Origin of the sequence: Nocardiopsis valliformis DSM 45023 (assembly GCF_000340985.1) — a bacterium.
Taxonomy (GTDB): Bacteria; Actinomycetota; Actinomycetes; order Streptosporangiales; family Streptosporangiaceae; genus Nocardiopsis; species Nocardiopsis exhalans.
In genome coordinates, this window is sequence record NZ_ANAZ01000012.1 from 266,002 (window position 1) to 281,323 (window position 15,322).

Genomic DNA, 15,322 nt, shown 5'->3' on the forward strand with positions numbered 1-15,322 from the left:
TATTACGCCCTAAAATCGGCAGTCTGGGTGTCGTGCCGAGGGGGTGTCAGGGCATGCCGAAACCGCCCGCGGTTGCCGCCGCTGTCCTGCTGTTCCTCGTGAGCGCCTGCGGCCTGCCCGAGCCGGGGGAGACCGTCCCCACCGCCGACGAGCAGCAGACCTCCGAGCAGCAGGAGCAGAACGAAGACGGTCCTGTCCCCGGCGCGGAGGAACCCGTTAGCAGCCCGGAACCGGAGCCCGTGGCACCCGGGGAGCCCGGCGGGCCAGGGGAGCCGGAGCCGGCTGGCGAACCGGGAGAAGCCGGGGAGGCCGAGCCCCCGGAGCTCGCCGCCGAAGACGAGGTGCCCGACGAGGCAGCTGAGTACATGGCCGCCCTCGCCGCCGCCGACGACCCCGAGCGGATGCGCGAAGGGCTGAGTCTGACCGCCGAGGACTCCACCGCCCACACCTACCTGCGCCACTTCGTCCAGGTGTTCAGTGCCTGGGACAGCGCCGGGCACACCTATCCCGGCTCCTCACTGACCCCCACCGAAGAGGGCTTCGAACTCTGCCAGGAGGAAGCCGAAGGCCCGGCCTGCACCGACTTCACCCGTTTCACCGCCGAAGACGGCCTGATCACCGGCTTCCTGGTCAACGGTGCGGACCCGGGCAAACGCCTGGTCTCCGGAAGCGGGGTCGCGGCCAGCTCCGAGGGCGTGGACGTCCACCTACTCACCGCCTACCAGGGCGTCACCGACGACGTCCTGGTCGTCACCGCCGAGTTCACCACGGTCGACAACGTCGACCTCGACCTGTTCGGCGCCACCTACACCGCCCCGGACGGCCGTGAGTACCGGGCCGAGGAGGCGGTGGGGGAGTACGACCTGGATGCCGGAGCCGCCACCCAGACCGCCCTGTTCTTCACCGGCCCCGAGGTCGGCGGGGACCTGTCCGTGACCGGCTGCCTCGAGGAGTGCTTCGCTCTGGTCGACCTGGACTTCCCCGTGAAGTAGGCCGGGCCCCACTCGCAGGAGGTATGAATCGGAGCATTTCCAAAAATTGTGGGCGGATCCCGCGTCATGACCCGGGCGCGGGCCCGTACCCCAGGTGAAAGGCCTGGTCCCGCCACTGAGGGCGGACGCTGAGCACCCTCGTAGACAAGGAGATCCGGACATGATGGCACCCGCTTCCGAGGCTTTCGAGCAGAGCCCCGCCCCCACCACCGGTTCGGCGACCGGACCCGCGCGGCCCGCGGGCACGGCGAAGAGCTCGACCACGCAGCCCTTCGCCCGCACCGACTACGCACGGCTCAGACTCACCTTCTCCCACCTGCGCCGCCTCACCGACTTCAGAGACGAGACCATCCACGACCGCTCCGAACAGTCCTAATAGTGCGCGCTGCGGCGGGCCGCCCCCACCACGAGAACCCAGGCCCACCGGTGGCCCGCCCACTGTGCCGCGACCCGGGTGGGTGGACACGGTCCTGCCCGTCCACCAGTGCGATGTGAACGAACTGGGTGTCCACAACGCGCTGCCCCGCCCGAGGACGCCGACCTGCTGCTGGCCGTTGCCCTTCGTCGAGATCGCTTCCAGGAGAACCGAGACCTGAGTGACCTCCACGGGCTGCGTGACTCCGGGCTCGTTCGCGGTGACACAAGACCGGCCTCAGGCAGGAGAGGGGAGGGGCGCCTGCGATACCCCTCCGTGCGTCTTCTCAGTCTCTAGGCCCGCAGCCACACCGTGGTAGCACCGGGCAAGAGCCCGCCCGTCAACGGCGCGCTCGACAGCAGGACCTCGCCCTCCGGCAGATCGACCGGCAGGTCGCCGAAGTTGGTCACGCACAGCCACCCGCCCGGGCGGCGGAACGCCAGCACCTGCCCGGTCCCGGTCTCCACCCACTCCAGGGAACCCTCGTTCCGAAGGCCGCGCCGCAGCTCCAGCGCCCTCCGGTACAGGTTCAGCGTGGACCCCTGGTCCTCCTCCTGCACCGAAACCGCGTAGTCGGCGAACCACGAGGGCTGAGGCAGGTGCGCCTGCCCCGGCCCGAACCCCAAGGACGGTCCCTCCGCGGTCCACGGAATCGGCACCCGACAGCCGTCCCGGCCCACCGAGACCTCGCGGCCGCGGAAGAAGGCGGGATCCTGGCGGGCCTCGTCCGGGATCTCGGCCACCTCGTGCAGCCCCAGCTCCTCACCCTGGTACAGATAGGCGCTGCCGGGCAGGGCCAGCTTGAACAGCGTGGCCGCGCGTGCCCGCCGCAGCCCCGCCTCGGCGTCCAGCACCGGCTCACGCCCGCCGTTCAACAGCCACCGGACCCCAATCCGGCCCTCGCCCCCCACCGCGTGCGGAAGCCCGTAGCGCGTGGCGTGGCGCACGACGTCGTGGTTGGAGAGGACCCAGGTGGACGAGGACCCGACCTTTCGAGCCGACTCGAGGTTGAAGGTGACGATCTCCCTGAACTCCCCAGCGTCGAAGTTCGCCTCCAGCAGGTCGAAGTTGAACGCCTGCCCCAAACCACGCGGGCTGGCATAGCGCGCCCGCCGCTCCGGTGCCACCCACGCCTCGGCGATACCGAAACGCGGTGGGTCGTACTCGTCGAAGACCTCGCGCCAGGCCTCGTAGACCTCGTGCACCTCGTCCCGGTCCAGGAGGGGATGGTGTCCGTCCTGGGGCGTCGCGTCCAGTTCGGCCTGGGTGGGCAGCTTCTCCGGCAGGTTCTTGACGAGCCCGTTGGCGACGTCGACCCGGAAACCGTGCACCCCGCGGTCGGACCAGAACCGCAGCGTCCGCAGGAAGTCCTCGCGCACCTGCGGATGGTCCCAGTTCAGGTCCGGTTGCTCCCTGGCGAAGGTGTGCAGGTACCACTGACCGTCGGGGACCCGGGTCCAGGCAGGCCCCCCGAAGGCCGACGTCCAGTCCGCCGGAGGCAGGGAACCGTCGGGCCCGTTGCCCTCCCGGAAGATGTAGCGGTCCCGCGCGGGGGAGCCCGGTGGCGCGGCCAACGCCTCACGGAACCACATGTGCCGGTCCGAGGAGTGGTTGGGCACGATGTCCACGACGAGCTTGATCCCAGCGGCGGAGAGTGTTGCCGCCATGGCGTCGAAGTCGTCCAGGGTGCCGATCTTGGGGTCCACGTCGCGGTAGTCGTCCACGTCATAGCCCCCGTCGGCCAGCGCCGAGGGGTAGAACGGGCTCAGCCAGACCGCGTCCACACCCAGGTCCCGCAGATAGGGCACCCGCGAGGTGATCCCCCGCAGGTCCCCGATCCCGTTGCCGTCGGCGTCAGCGAACGAGCGCGGATAGATCTGGTAGACGACGGCCTGGCGCCACCAGTCGGGATCGACGGCGAGCTCCGCCGGCAGACCGCTCTCACCGGGGGTGGTACGGAAGGTCAAGGGGCCCCCTTCGGGTCGGTGTTCGGAAAACCTGGATGGTCCCTCCGGAGTTGTTCCATCCGGCGCACCGCCGAACACCCGAACCCGTTGGTCAATCAGGGGAACAAGAGGACCATCGCGACGGCTGTGCGCTCCCGTTCCGGGGCCCCAGGACCTCAGCGGTCGAAGAGCGTCTCGCCCACGAACCCCCCTTCGGCACATCCCGGCGGGATGGCGAAGACCGCCGAGCCGATGTGGGTGATCCACTCGTTGAGCAGGTCGAGCCGGTCCAGACGGCGCTGGATCGGCACGAACTGGCGGTCCGGGTCTCGCTGGTAACAGACGAACAGCAGCCCCGCGTCATCTCCATCCGCGCCCCCGACCGCCGACTCGTAGTTGTAGGCGCGGCGGAAGATCCGTTCGTCCGGGTCCTCCGAACGAGCGCGGCGGATGTGGGCGTACTCGGCGATCACCGGGAAGCCGAGCGGGGTCACCGCGTCGAGATCAGGTTCGTCGTGCTCCTCCGCGCCGGTGAGCGGGGCGCCGTTGTCCAGGCGGCGCCCCACCGAGTCCTCCCTGCCCGGCCGGTCCAGCCGGTCCCACCCGTCCAGGTCCATGGAGATCCGACGCAGCACCATGGCGGTACCGCCCCGGAGCCAGCCGGGGCCGTCAGTGTCACACCACACCAGCGGATCGAAGTCCGGGTCATCCGCCTCCGGGTTGACGGTGCCGTCGACCTGGCCCATGAGGTTGCGCATGGTGGTCCCCACCGGCTCCGTGCCGTGGGAGCGCCGGAAGCCCTCCTGGGACCAGCGCACGGAACCGAAGGCCCGCACGTCCTTGAGCAGCATGCGCGCCGCGTGCGAGAGCGTTACCGGGTCGTCGCAGCACACCTGGAGCAGGAGGTCGCCGTGGGACCAGCGGTCCTCCAACCGGTCGGTGTCGAAGGCGGGCAGTGGACCCAGCCACGCGGGGACCGCCTCCGGGTCCACCCGTTCGACCAGGCCGGGGCCGAACCCCAGGGTGACGGTCAGCCCGGCGGGGGCGAGGGCGAGTTCGGGTTCGGTGTCGGCCAGCGCCGCTCTGCCCTGGGTCAGTCGGGCGGCGTCGTCGGAGAGCAGGGACAGCAGCCGCCGCACCCCGTCGGCGTCGACCTCCTCGTGCAGGTCGACGCCGATGAACCGGGCGTTGGCCTGGGGCGGGGTCGCGATCCCCGCCTGGTGAGCACCGTGGAAAGGGTGGGTGCGCCCGCCGTGCACCGGGTCCGCGCCCGGTGCTTCCCCGGCCGCGGAACGCAGCGACCGGACCAGGGCGTCGCTACCGGTCAGGGCCACCGCACCAGCCCCGGCCGCGGCCGCACCGCCCAGGAGCACGCGCCTGCGGGAGGGCCCGGGGCGCTGTTCGTCGGGGCTCATCAGTGGTCCCCGTGGTAGCTCTCGTTGGCCCCCTCGAAGTCCTTCACCGGGGCGGTGAACTCGTGCGTGGAGCCGTCGTCGAACTCCAGGGTCACGGTCACCTCCGCGCCGGGTTCCAGGTCCTGGTCGAGCCCCATGAACATGATGTGGTCGGCACCCGGAGAGAGTTCGTGCTCGCTTCCCGCGGGCACGGTGAACCCGCCGTCCTTCTCCCGCATGAGCGTGTTGCCATCGTCGCCGCTGACCACCTCGTGGAGTTCGATCAGTTCGGAGACCCCGTCGGCCCGGGCAGCGACCAGGACGGCGTCCTGGTCGCCCCCGTTGCTGAGGATGCCGAAGGCGGCGGTCATCCCGTCGTCGGCGTCAGCGGCCTTGACCCAGGGGTCGGTGACGGTGACCAGGTCGGCCTGGAGCGCGGCCTGTTCGATCTCGGTGTCGTCACCGCCCGCCACGGGCTCGGCCGAAGCACAGCCGCTGAGGGCCAGGGCGGCAGCAGCGGCCAACGGAAGGAGACGCAGCGGAAGAAGGTACGAACGCGCGGAAGTGGTCATCACTGGGAGTCCTTGTCGATAGTGGTGGCGACTGCGCTGGTGCTGCCAGCCGTGTGTTGTCGACGCCGCAGGTACAGCGCGGCGAGGTAGAGGAGGAGACCGCCCAGGGCCCCGACCAGGGCCAGAACAGCGGTCCGCGGAACAGGGTCCGCGACCGGCCCGGAGGCGACCGGTTCCTGTGCGGGGGAGCTCTCTCCCGGCTCCTCTTCGGGGACCGCGTCCAGGAGCGGAGGCGGCGGCCCGCCCTCGCCCACCTCGAACGTGAACGCTCCGCTGATCGGGTGGCCGTCACTGGAGACCACCCGCCAGCGCACCGCGTAGCCGCCCTCAGCGATCTCCCCGGGCAGTTCGACGCTGACGTCATGGCCCCGCACGAGCGGTTCGGTGGTGTGGACGGTCTCGGCCCGGGAGTCCAGGACCAGCACGGCCGTGGACACGTCCATCACCTCGCCGCTGAAGGTGAGCACGACCTCCTCGGGTGCGGACCGCAGGCTCTGGCCGTCCTCGGGGGCCGAGGCGACCAGGGCGTCGTGGGCCGAGGCCGGTACCGGAACCAGGACCGCGGCCAGGGTCGGGATCAGGATCGCGGCGGTGGCTGACAGGGCGCGGGCGAACACACCCATGAACCCCCTCCTCGCTGTGGTGACGCAACGGTGGTCACCATGAGAAGTCGTTCACCGGGCCCTGAGGGTTCCCACGGTTTCTGATTTTTCTCCCTACGAAAGAGGGGGCCGCCGACGCGGGTCGGCGGCCCCCTCCAACGCGGTTCATACCTGGCCTGAGGCCAGCGTGTAGTCCGCACCCTCCAACCCGATCTCGACGCTGTCGATCCGCTCCAACGGCAGGGCGGAGGAGGCGCCCAACCCGGTGGAGGTCTCGCTGTCGGTCCAGGACCACGTCGCGGCGACCGACCGTTGCCCGTCATCGTCGATGAGCACGAGTGTGTAGACGTCCTCCTCCTGCCAACCCCGCCCGTCCCCGTCCTCTTCGGCCACGGGGTAGTCACAGCTCCAGTCGAACCGGGTGCCCCAGGCCGTGGGGGTGATGACCAACGACGCCCGGATCTCGGCCTGACCGGTCGGCAGCAGCTCGACGGAGGCCGGGGCGCTGATCGCCTGCAGGGTGTCGGCGCCCCCTGGACCGGCCGGGGCTGCTGCCCGACCCACCGCCCATCCGCCCGCTCCGGCCACGAGAACGACCCCGGCGGCCACGGTGGCGAACAGCGCACGAACGCGGGACCGGCGGCGCCGCGCCGCGTCGGCGACCCGCGAGAGTGATGGCACCGGCGTACCGGGAGCGCCGTGCTGCCCGCCCGGTTCAGTGTCCCCGTCCCCGGTACCCCTGCTCTCCCCGGCATCCGCGGTGATGGATACGGCCTGCTCGAACGGGACCGTGCCCAGCAGGCCGGGCATTCCGGCCATTTCAGTCACCGCGCTCCGGCACTCGGCGCAGACCGCCAGATGTCGCTCGAACTCACGTCGCTCCTCCGGGTCCAGCACCCCCAGCACATAGGCGGCGTCCCACTCGCGGTACCGGTCCTCGGAGGTCATGACGTGACTCCCTTCTCCTGTAGGGCCAGGCGCATGGCCCGCAGCGCGTAGTGCAGCCGGGACTTCACCGTTCCGGCGGGTATCCCCAGCTCCGCGGCGAGTTCGCGCACCGACCGGCCACGGTAGTAGGCACCCACCACCACGGCCCGGTGTTCGTCGGACAGACCCGTGAGCGCGTCCGCGACCAGCCACGAGTCCAGTACCGACCGGCTGCCGTCGGCCTGCGCGCCCTCGGGCGGATCACCGGTCGTGAGTTCACGGGACCGGCGGGCGCTGCGCATCTCGTCGATGACGAGGTTGCGGGCGACCGTGTACAGCCACCGGCGGACCTGGTCCTCGCCTCGCGCCATGATCTCCGGGTGGCGCCAGGCGCGCAGCAGGGTCTCCTGGGCCACGTCCTGGGCCAGGGGGAGGTCGCCGGACAACCGCAGCACGAAACGGTACAGCCGGTCGGCGTACCTCGAGTGCAGGGCGCACAGCAGGTCGTCGGAGGGGGCGACGCCCAGACCTCGAAGGTGGTCGTCGGTCATTGTTCTCGGACGAGGTCGAGAAGGAACTCGACCGCACCCTCGTCCTCAACGGTCACGAAACCGAGGTCGGGGGCCTCGACACCGAAGTCCGCGAAGGTGATGGGGATGCTTCCGGCGACCTGGGCCCCGGCGTCGGTGACGCCTACCCGCGCTTCGAGCGTCACCGGCTGGGCGACGCCACGGATCGTGAGGTCCCCGGACAGCGCCACACTGTCGTCCCCGGGCGTGAGCTCCACCGGGTCGGTCAGAGCGAACTCCGAGGTCGGGTATGTCCCGACGTCCAACGCCCTGTCGCGGAAGTAGCCGTCCCTGGCCGACTCGTCCGTGGTGACACTCGCCATGTCCACGGTGATCGTCGCCGCGGTGATCGAGCCTTCGGTCACGGTCACCGCGCCCTGGACCTGGGGGGTGCGTCCGGTCACGGTCACCTCCTGGCCGTTCAGGATCTCGTCCACGCGGTACCCGGCGTAGGAGTCACCTTCCGCCACCGTCCACGTGCCCTCGAAGTCCGCCACGTCGAGGTCTGCGGTGTCCCCCGAACCCTCGATGACGGGCGCGTCCTGAACCCGTTGTTCGGCGCGCTCCGCGTACAGGCGCGGGCCGAGGGCGAAGGCGGCCCCCGTCAGCACCACCACCGCCGCCCCCGATCCCAGCGCGATCTTCGCTCCGGTTCGCATGTGTCCCTCACCTTCGTCGTTCACCGGCCGCCGCGGAACCGGGCGGCCTCTCTACCCCAAGGAACGGGACAGGGGGCCGAGCGGTTCAACGGTTTCGGCAGACAAAAAAGGGGCGCTCCCGGCCGGGCGATCGGCCAGGGGCGCCCCCGGGACTCCGCGGTCTCCTAACTCCGGAGCTCACCCCGCAGGATCCGGGCGGCCAGGTCCGGAGCCAGCGTCCCGTACCCGGTCGCCGCCCACACGCTCCGCTCCGCGGGCACCGCGAAGTACGGCATCGGCCGCGGCCCGGAGGCGTCCATGACCGCCTCCGGGTTCCGGTGCTCACGGATCGCACGCCGACAGGTACGGCAGGCCAGGAGCCTGACCGAGGCGAACGAGGCGGGTGCCCGCCAGCGCACGTGGGCCGTGCCCTCGACGTGCCGTGGGTCGAAGAAGCAGTGGCCGGGGCTGGCCTTCCCGTCCAGGGCGGCCTCACACTGGTCCAACAGCACCTTCACCCCCACCAGGTCAGACATGTCGTCGACGCTGTCCATGACCTTGGCGGCGGCCTCATAGGCCTCCAGTGCGACCTGAACCCGTTCACCACCGCCGTGTTGTTCCGCCACCCGCCGCCCGCAGTTGGTGAGGCGCACGGTCAGCTCGTCGCGCTTGACCTCGCGCTGCGTGGTGTCGACGGTGTCGAGCACCGCCTCACTGAGCGGCACGACCCGGATCGGTCGCCGCGACCGGCGGCGCACCCCCCACACGACCAGTGTGGTCAGAGCCAGTACCCCGACGATCCCCGCACCCCAGAGCACGACCGTGACCGCGGCCGCTGACGGCTCCGAGGAGGCTTCCGGCATGGCTCGGTAGGCCTCGGCGGTCGCCCCGTCCTCCTTGAGCAGGTCGATGGCGAAGCGCAGGCGTTCGGACAGGGTGGACTGGGCCAGTTCGGGGTGGTCGTTGGCTACCGCGGCGGCCATCCGGGCGACGCCCAGACCGTCCACCGTCTCGGGGTCCATACCGCTCTGTACACCGTGGACGGTGGACATGTCGGTGCCCACCACCAGGTAGTAGCCCTCCTGGTCCCGGTGGTCGGCCAGACCCTGAGCCTTGGCCTGGATGTCCACCTCCCAGGGCTCGATGACCAGGAAGACGGGGACCCTGGGACGTTTGAGGGTCATGCCCAGGTCGCGCTCCTCCCTGATGGAGAACTCGCTCCGGAGTTCGGGGCTGACATAGGTCGGCCCCGTGGCCAGGACGTGCACGATCCGCTCGGACTGTTCCCCGTTCCAGGCGCTGTCGGCCGCGGCGGGTGCAGTCCAGGACATCAGGGCGAGGAGTGCCAGCGTCACCGCCGCCACCAGGGTGCGCGTCATGTTCAGACTCCGATCTCGCGGCGGGCCCGGTCGAAGGGCTCACTGATGCTGAAGGTGTGCTTGGCCCAAACGCCGTCGTAGTCGCGGAAGTAGGTGTAGCGCGGGCCGAAGAAGTCGAGGGTGAACCGCGGGCCGACACGGACCATGAGGATCTCGCCCATCACCGACTCTCGCCGTTCACAGCGGTCGCAGAGCTCCCAGACCCTGAGGCGCCCGCCCAGAGCGAGGCGGGTGCGATGCGAGGCCGTCCCGTGCAGTGGGTTGACCTGGCAGGGGCGCAGGTGGGGCTGGTCGGGGTGTTCCAGGGCCCGCTCCCCGTGCCGGGCCAGGACGACCGCGCAGACCAGCGCGCTGGGCGGCAATACAGGGGAGAGGGCGATCAGCCCGGCCGCGTCGTAGGCCTCGCGTGCCAGGCCCAGCCCGGGGTGGTCGACGGGGGCGCTCTCGATCCGGTGCCGGAGAATTCTCAGCTCACGCGCCAGGAGCGGACGCAGCCGCCACGGCCGCAGCCGGTTGGGGACCCGCGCCGCGGTGCCGCTGGAGCTGGAGTGGGTCTGCGCGCCGAACCTCCTGCGCAGGGACTCGACGGGTCGGGGGACATACCTTGCCCACAGCCGTGCGATCGCCTTACGCACCTCGCGCGGGACGCAGAGGAAGATCAACGCGGTGACCAGGCCCACCACCAGTCCGAAGGTGGCATCGCTCCACCATCGGTCCCCCGGCCTGGGAGGCGTGACCGTCGTGAAGCCGTGGTCGGGTTCTGGATCGCGGACGAGTGCGGTGGCGCTCACGTGGACCCGCGGTGACTCCCTCAGCTGTTCGACGAGGGTCTCCACCGCGCGCTCGGGCCCCAGGCGTAGGAAGGGGATCGCCTGATCCATGTCGATCCGCGGGGTGAGGGCGCTGTCGAAGGCCGCCGTGGCCACGCGGTGGTCGTCGGTGACCGCGACGTACACCCCGTCGGCCCCGGACAGCTCGTGGAGGGCGTGCAGGAAGAGGGTGGGCTGACCCCCCGTTTCGTCGGAGGCCACCGAAGGCTGGAAGACCACGTACAGCGGTGTGTCCTCGGGTAGTCCCTCGGCGACCAGTGAGCTCAGTTCCTCGCGTTCGTCCGGGACCGGCTGCCTGGGGGTGGCGGGGTGGATGTACAACGGGTCGTCCGCAAGGGCCTCGGCCACTCGTGCCACCCGGGACCAGTCGTCGATGTCCTGGACACGCTCGGGGGCATCGGCCGGCGCCGGGGCGGCGGAGGAGCACAGGATCGCGGCGGCCGCCAGCAGGATGACCGACGTGCGCTTGGGAGCCCTCACGAGTCCGCCTTCCCCACGCGGGCGCGTCGGCGTCGCAGGAACCCCGCGGTGAGGGCCACCGCCGCCCATGCCGTCAGGACACCTGTGGCCGCCGCCGCGGTGGACGTCCAGCTCACGGCCAGCCAGCGCTGGGTGGGCAAGCCCGGGGTGGCGTCGTTGCGTGGATCCGCCCGGTACCGGCCCTCCGTGATCACCTCGTATTCGACCTCGGCGATCGCCGTGCGCTTCTCCAGGTGTCGGTACTGGGTGGCACGCAGTACGCGGGCGAGCTGGTCGCGCGGGTCCGCTGGGTGGGAGCCGGTGTAGTAGGCGTACCGAACGGCGTCCTCGGGGATCTCGCCGAGCCTTCCGCGGCTCATCCCCACGTGGTTGCTGTTGGGCGAGAGGACCAGGACCGGGGCCTGGAGGTAGTGGGAGACCGCGTGGGCCAACACGTCCAAGTGCACTTCGTGGCCGGGGTCGCCGACCACCAGGACGTTGTTCCGGTATTCGTGTTCGGCCAGCTGGGCGCGCAGGTCCTCGGCAACCTCGTGCCGGTCGAGAACATCAGCGAGCTCCTCCTCGATGAACACGCCCTCGTGTTCCTCCAGCATGCGGGCGTAGAAGTTTTCCAGCGCACCGCTTTCGTCGCGCGGCGCGCTGGCGTTGGCGGCCGTGGGGGACAGCAACGGGGAGACCAGCAGCGCCCCGGCCAGCAGGAACAGCAGAGTCACGGTGCCCAGGACAGTTGGGGGATGTCGCATAGGGGGCTTCCAAGGTCCTTTGTGATTTTTGTGGTTACCAATCTAAGCCCAGGTTCGGGCGTCGCGTTTGAGGGGCGGGCCGGACTGGCCTGAACCGGCCACCGGTTCTTACCGGCCCAACCCCGTGGCAGCAGGGGATTCGGGCCGGTTTCTGCTAAAAATGAGGCGACTCCACCCCGCGCCCGTGGAGTCCCTTCAGTGGTGTTCGGGGGTGTGTTCCCTCGCGGCATCTCCATTCCCCCGAAGTAGAAGATCTGTTGATGACCTGTTCCAGACTGACCCTCGGAGCCCTGGCCCTGGCGCTCCTCATCCCCCTCACCTCCTGCGGACTCGTGCGTGACGCCGGAGACTCCGCACAGACCCAGACGGATGCCACGGACGTGTCGGAGGAAACCCCCGAGAGCGCGGACGAACCCGATCTCGAGGACCTGCTCCCGTTCATGGAAGCGGCGATGGTCTCCGACACGCCCGAAGGCATCGAGTCCGGGCTCCAGTACGCCCAGCCGGGATCAGCCGCCCACGAGTACCTCCTGTTCCAGGCGGACCACCTGCGCGCCAACATCTACGAAGGTGGTGACCGGTCCGGCAACGACGTGGAACTGAGCGGCGACCACTTCCGGGTCTGCAGCAGCCAGGGCTGTTCGACCTTCGACGGTTTCGTCTTCGAGGGCGACCTGGTCAGCGACTTCGAGGTCAACAGCAACGCCGTCAGCGACTACATGTACCCCGGTGGCAGCGAGTTCTCGCAGGACGGAGCGAGCATCACGGTTGCCAGGAGCTACTACTCGGTGGAGAGCAACCTGCTGGCCGTCATCCTGCACGGGGAGGCGGATCCCGGCGTTTCGTTCGAGGTGATGCTGCCCAACTACTACGCCCCGGACGGTGAGCGTGCGCTCACCTTCTACCCCGAGCAGACCACGGGCCAGGAGAGCTACGGTTCCGGTGAGTCCGGGGTGCTGGTCTACAGGTACCCCGACGTCGAACCCGGGGGACACATGTCCATGTATGTGAGCTGCGACGAGGGCTGTGACTTCCTTGAGGACATCGAACTCCAGCTGAGCTGAGTCCGGGCCCGGTGCCGGGCCCCGCGCGCCTCAGCGGGCACGCTGGACCCGGCCCTCGTCCCACACCGGCTCGTCCGTCTCATACACACGACCGTCCGCGCCGAACACCACGAACCGGTCGAAGCCCCGGGCGAACCAGCGGTCGTGGGTGACCGCCACAATCGTGCCCTGGTAGGCGTCCAGCGCCGACTCCAGGGCCTCGGCCGAGACCACGTCCAGGTTGTCGGTGGGCTCGTCGAGCAGCAGCATCGTGGTCCCCGACAGCTCCAGCAACAGCACCTGGAACCGGGCCTGCTGGCCCCCAGAGAGGGTGTCGAACGTCTGCTCGGCGCAGAGCGCGAGCTCGTAGCGGTCCAGTGCCCGGCCGGACTCGTCCCGGGGCAGGCCCCTGCGGGTTCCCTGCCCGTTGTGCAGGATGTCCAGCAGGGTGCGGCCGGTGAACTCCGGGTGCTCGTGTGTCTGCGCGAACCACCCCGGCAGTACCCGGGCGCCCAGGCGGGCCCGTCCGGTGTGCGGTACGGGTTCGACGTTGGCCCGTTCCTCCCCCGGCACCAGCGAGGACTCGGGATCGTCGCCGCCACCAGCCAACAGCCGCAGGAAGTGCGACTTGCCCGAACCGTTGGAGCCCAGCACCGCGACCCGGTCGCCGTACCAGACCTCCAGGTCGAAGGGGCGCATCAGCCCGGTCAGCTCCAGATTCTGACAGACCAGGGCCCGCTTGCCGGTGCGGCCGCCGCGCAACCGCATCCGCAGGTTCTGCTCCCGGGGCTGCTGCTGGGGCGGGCCTGCCTCCTCGAACCGGTGCAGTCGGGTCTGCGCGGACTGGTACCGCGTGGCCATGTCCGAGTTGTAGGCCGCCTTCTGCTTGTACATGGACACGAGCGCCTTGAGTTTGGCGTGCTCCTCGTCCCAGCGTTTGCGCAGCTCGTCCAGGCGGGCGAACCGTTCCCGCCGGGCCTCGTGGTAGGTGTCGAAGGTACCCCCGTGCACCCACAGGCTGTTGCCCGCCGCGCCCAGCTCCACCGTGACGATCCGGTCAGGAACCCGGCTGAGGAGCTCGCGGTCGTGTGAGACGAACAGGACCGTCTTCGGGGTGGCCAGCAGCGCCTCCTCCAACCAGCGTTTGCCGGGCACGTCCAGGTAGTTGTCCGGCTCGTCCAACAACAACACCGGCGCTGGTCCGCGCAGCAACGCCTCGATGACCAGCCGTTTCTGCTCACCGCCGGAGAGCGTGCGCACCTCGCGCCACCGGCAGCGCTCGTAGGGCGTACCCAGGGCCGCCATACAGCACTGGTCCCACACCACTTCGGCCTCGTAACCGCCCGCGTCGCCGTACCGCGAGATCGCCTCGGCGTAGCGCATCTGGGTCTTCTCGTCCTCGGAGAGCATCATGGCCGTCTCGGCCGCCTCCAGGTCCGCGTGGGCTTTGCGCACCGGGCCGGGGGAGACCGAGACCAGCAGCTCGTGCACCGTGGTGGCGTCCCGCACGTGTCCCACGAACTGCGGCATCACGCCCAGCTCGCCGTCCACGGTGACCGCGCCCGACTGGGGCGGGAACTCACCGCGCACCAGGCGCAGCAGGGTGCTCTTGCCCGCGCCGTTGGCACCCACCAGAGCGGTCTTGGACCCTTCACCGACCCGGAACGACACCCCGTCCAGCAGTACCCTCCCGTCGGGCAGGGTGTGTGTGACCTGGTTGACGTCGACGTAACCCACGACCGCTCTTCTCCACTGCTCAGAACCTCCGCACGGATTCGCACGGCACGTCCGGGCAGGTTTCCACAGGCCTTTCCGGCCGGGCAACGGGTTTTCCGGCCGCTGCCACGTCGTCACCCTTAAGACTTCCTTAGCTGACACCTAAGGTCCGATGAAGCACGGTGTGCTCTGTTTCACCCCTGTTCTACCGTTTTCCCACTGGTCACAGACCACACACTCGGGGTGCCGGGGTCGACACGAACCCCGGGCCCGCCGGAATCGGAGAAAGGTGGCGGGGTGACTCTCACACAGGGGGTAGCGGGGTTCGACGCGAAGCGGGAGACCTGTTGCTCCGATGCCGTGGGCCAGGGCGAGCGCCCGGTCCCGATCGAGCGCATGTCCATGCTGTCCAACCAGGCCTCCGTGGCGCTGGTCGGCCCGGACGCGCGCCTGCTGTGGTTCTGTCACCCCGAGCCGGACTCCAACGCCCTGTTCGCCGAGGTCCTCGGCGGCCGCCAGGCGGGTGTTTTCGCGATCGCCCCCGCCCACGGCAAGATGCCGCTGGGCCAGCGCTACCTGCCGGACACCATGACCGTGCGCACCCGCTGGTCCCGGCTGGAGGTCACCGACTACCTCGCCCACGACACCGCCCCGGGCCGCACCGACCTGGTCCGAGTGATCGGCGGCGTCACCCCCGCGACCATCGAGTTCGCCCCGCGCCCGGACTTCGGCCGCGCCCCGGTCCGGATCACCGCCGAGGACGACGGGCTCCGGATCCGTGGCGCCGACTTCCCGATGGTGCTGCGCTCCCCGGGCGTGGAGTGGCACATCGAGACCGAGAACGGTCAGGACACCGCCCGAGCCACCGTCCACCCGGCCGAGAGCGAGCCGGTGGTGCTGGAACTGCGCTGCGGAGCGGACTCGCTGAACTCACACCCCGCACCGGAAAGCGACCGCCGCGAGCACGCCGAAAACAGCTGGACCACCTGGGTCGACACCCTGGGACTGCCCCATACCCAACAGGAGCTGGCCGCCCGTTCGGCGTTGACGCTGCGGGGGTTGTGCACCCCCACCGG

15 protein-coding genes are annotated in these 15,322 nt (G+C 70.1%); 4 read left to right on the forward strand and 11 right to left on the reverse strand.

Annotation, left to right across the window (positions count from 1 at the left end; all coding sequences use genetic code 11):
- Positions 1-53: 53 nt before the first annotated feature.
- Positions 54-992, forward strand: a complete 939-nt coding sequence (locus tag D457_RS0113600) for a hypothetical protein (protein WP_026116622.1) — start codon at positions 54-56, stop codon at positions 990-992.
- Positions 993-1,152: 160 nt separating this feature from the next.
- On the forward strand, positions 1,153-1,368 hold the full coding sequence (locus D457_RS0113605; protein WP_017581218.1) for a hypothetical protein: 216 nt from the start codon (positions 1,153-1,155) through the stop codon (positions 1,366-1,368).
- Positions 1,369-1,700: 332 nt separating this feature from the next.
- On the opposite strand, the gene D457_RS0113610 is transcribed toward D457_RS0113605, so the two are convergent.
- The 10 genes from D457_RS0113610 to D457_RS32510 all read right to left on the reverse strand — a co-directional run bounded on the left by D457_RS0113610 (position 1,701) and on the right by D457_RS32510 (position 11,487).
- Entirely contained in the window at positions 1,701-3,374 is a 1,674-nt protein-coding gene (locus D457_RS0113610; protein WP_017581219.1) for a glycoside hydrolase family 13 protein, read from the reverse strand.
- 155 nt (positions 3,375-3,529) lie between these two features.
- Positions 3,530-4,768, reverse strand: a complete 1,239-nt coding sequence (locus D457_RS0113615; RefSeq protein ID WP_017581220.1) for a Dyp-type peroxidase — start codon at positions 4,766-4,768, stop codon at positions 3,530-3,532.
- Positions 4,768-5,319 carry a copper chaperone PCu(A)C gene (locus tag D457_RS0113620; protein ID WP_017581221.1) on the reverse strand — a complete coding sequence of 184 codons (552 nt, stop codon included), beginning with the start codon at positions 5,317-5,319 and terminating at the stop codon, positions 4,768-4,770. Before D457_RS0113620 ends, D457_RS0113615 begins: the two co-directional genes overlap by 1 nt.
- Positions 5,319-5,942 (reverse strand): copper resistance CopC family protein, encoded by a 624-nt coding sequence (locus D457_RS0113625; protein ID WP_017581222.1) that lies wholly within the window; start codon positions 5,940-5,942, stop codon positions 5,319-5,321. The genes D457_RS0113620 and D457_RS0113625 overlap by 1 nt, the downstream gene beginning before the upstream one ends.
- A gap of 144 nt (positions 5,943-6,086) precedes the next feature.
- The gene (locus tag D457_RS34095) at positions 6,087-6,869 is read right to left on the reverse strand and encodes an anti-sigma factor family protein (RefSeq protein ID WP_017581223.1); all 783 of its coding nucleotides are present in this window, start codon (positions 6,867-6,869) and stop codon (positions 6,087-6,089) included.
- Positions 6,866-7,399 (reverse strand): sigma-70 family RNA polymerase sigma factor, encoded by a 534-nt coding sequence (locus tag D457_RS0113635; RefSeq protein WP_017581224.1) that lies wholly within the window; start codon positions 7,397-7,399, stop codon positions 6,866-6,868. Before D457_RS0113635 ends, D457_RS34095 begins: the two co-directional genes overlap by 4 nt.
- The gene (locus D457_RS0113640) at positions 7,396-8,076 is read right to left on the reverse strand and encodes a YceI family protein (protein WP_039831255.1); all 681 of its coding nucleotides are present in this window, start codon (positions 8,074-8,076) and stop codon (positions 7,396-7,398) included. Before D457_RS0113640 ends, D457_RS0113635 begins: the two co-directional genes overlap by 4 nt.
- A 164-nt stretch (positions 8,077-8,240) precedes the next feature.
- Entirely contained in the window at positions 8,241-9,434 is a 1,194-nt protein-coding gene (locus D457_RS0113645; protein WP_017581226.1) for a hypothetical protein, read from the reverse strand.
- A 2-nt stretch (positions 9,435-9,436) separates the two neighbouring features.
- Entirely contained in the window at positions 9,437-10,744 is a 1,308-nt protein-coding gene (locus tag D457_RS0113650; RefSeq protein ID WP_017581227.1) for a hypothetical protein, read from the reverse strand.
- Positions 10,741-11,487: a hypothetical protein gene (locus D457_RS32510; protein ID WP_017581228.1), complete on the reverse strand. Its 747-nt coding sequence runs from the start codon at positions 11,485-11,487 to the stop codon at positions 10,741-10,743. Before D457_RS32510 ends, D457_RS0113650 begins: the two co-directional genes overlap by 4 nt.
- Before the next feature lie 260 nt (positions 11,488-11,747).
- On the opposite strand from D457_RS32510, the gene D457_RS0113660 reads away from it, so the two are divergent.
- The gene (locus D457_RS0113660) at positions 11,748-12,551 is read left to right on the forward strand and encodes a hypothetical protein (RefSeq protein WP_017581229.1); all 804 of its coding nucleotides are present in this window, start codon (positions 11,748-11,750) and stop codon (positions 12,549-12,551) included.
- A 30-nt stretch (positions 12,552-12,581) separates the two neighbouring features.
- Here D457_RS0113660 and D457_RS0113665 read toward each other — a convergent pair whose 3' ends face one another.
- Positions 12,582-14,267 carry an ABC-F family ATP-binding cassette domain-containing protein gene (locus tag D457_RS0113665; RefSeq protein ID WP_017581230.1) on the reverse strand — a complete coding sequence of 562 codons (1,686 nt, stop codon included), beginning with the start codon at positions 14,265-14,267 and terminating at the stop codon, positions 12,582-12,584.
- A 276-nt stretch (positions 14,268-14,543) separates the two neighbouring features.
- Between D457_RS0113665 and D457_RS0113670 the strand changes: the two genes are divergently transcribed.
- The coding region (locus tag D457_RS0113670) for a trehalase-like domain-containing protein (protein WP_239646091.1) at positions 14,544-15,322 on the forward strand (779 nt) is incomplete at its 3' end.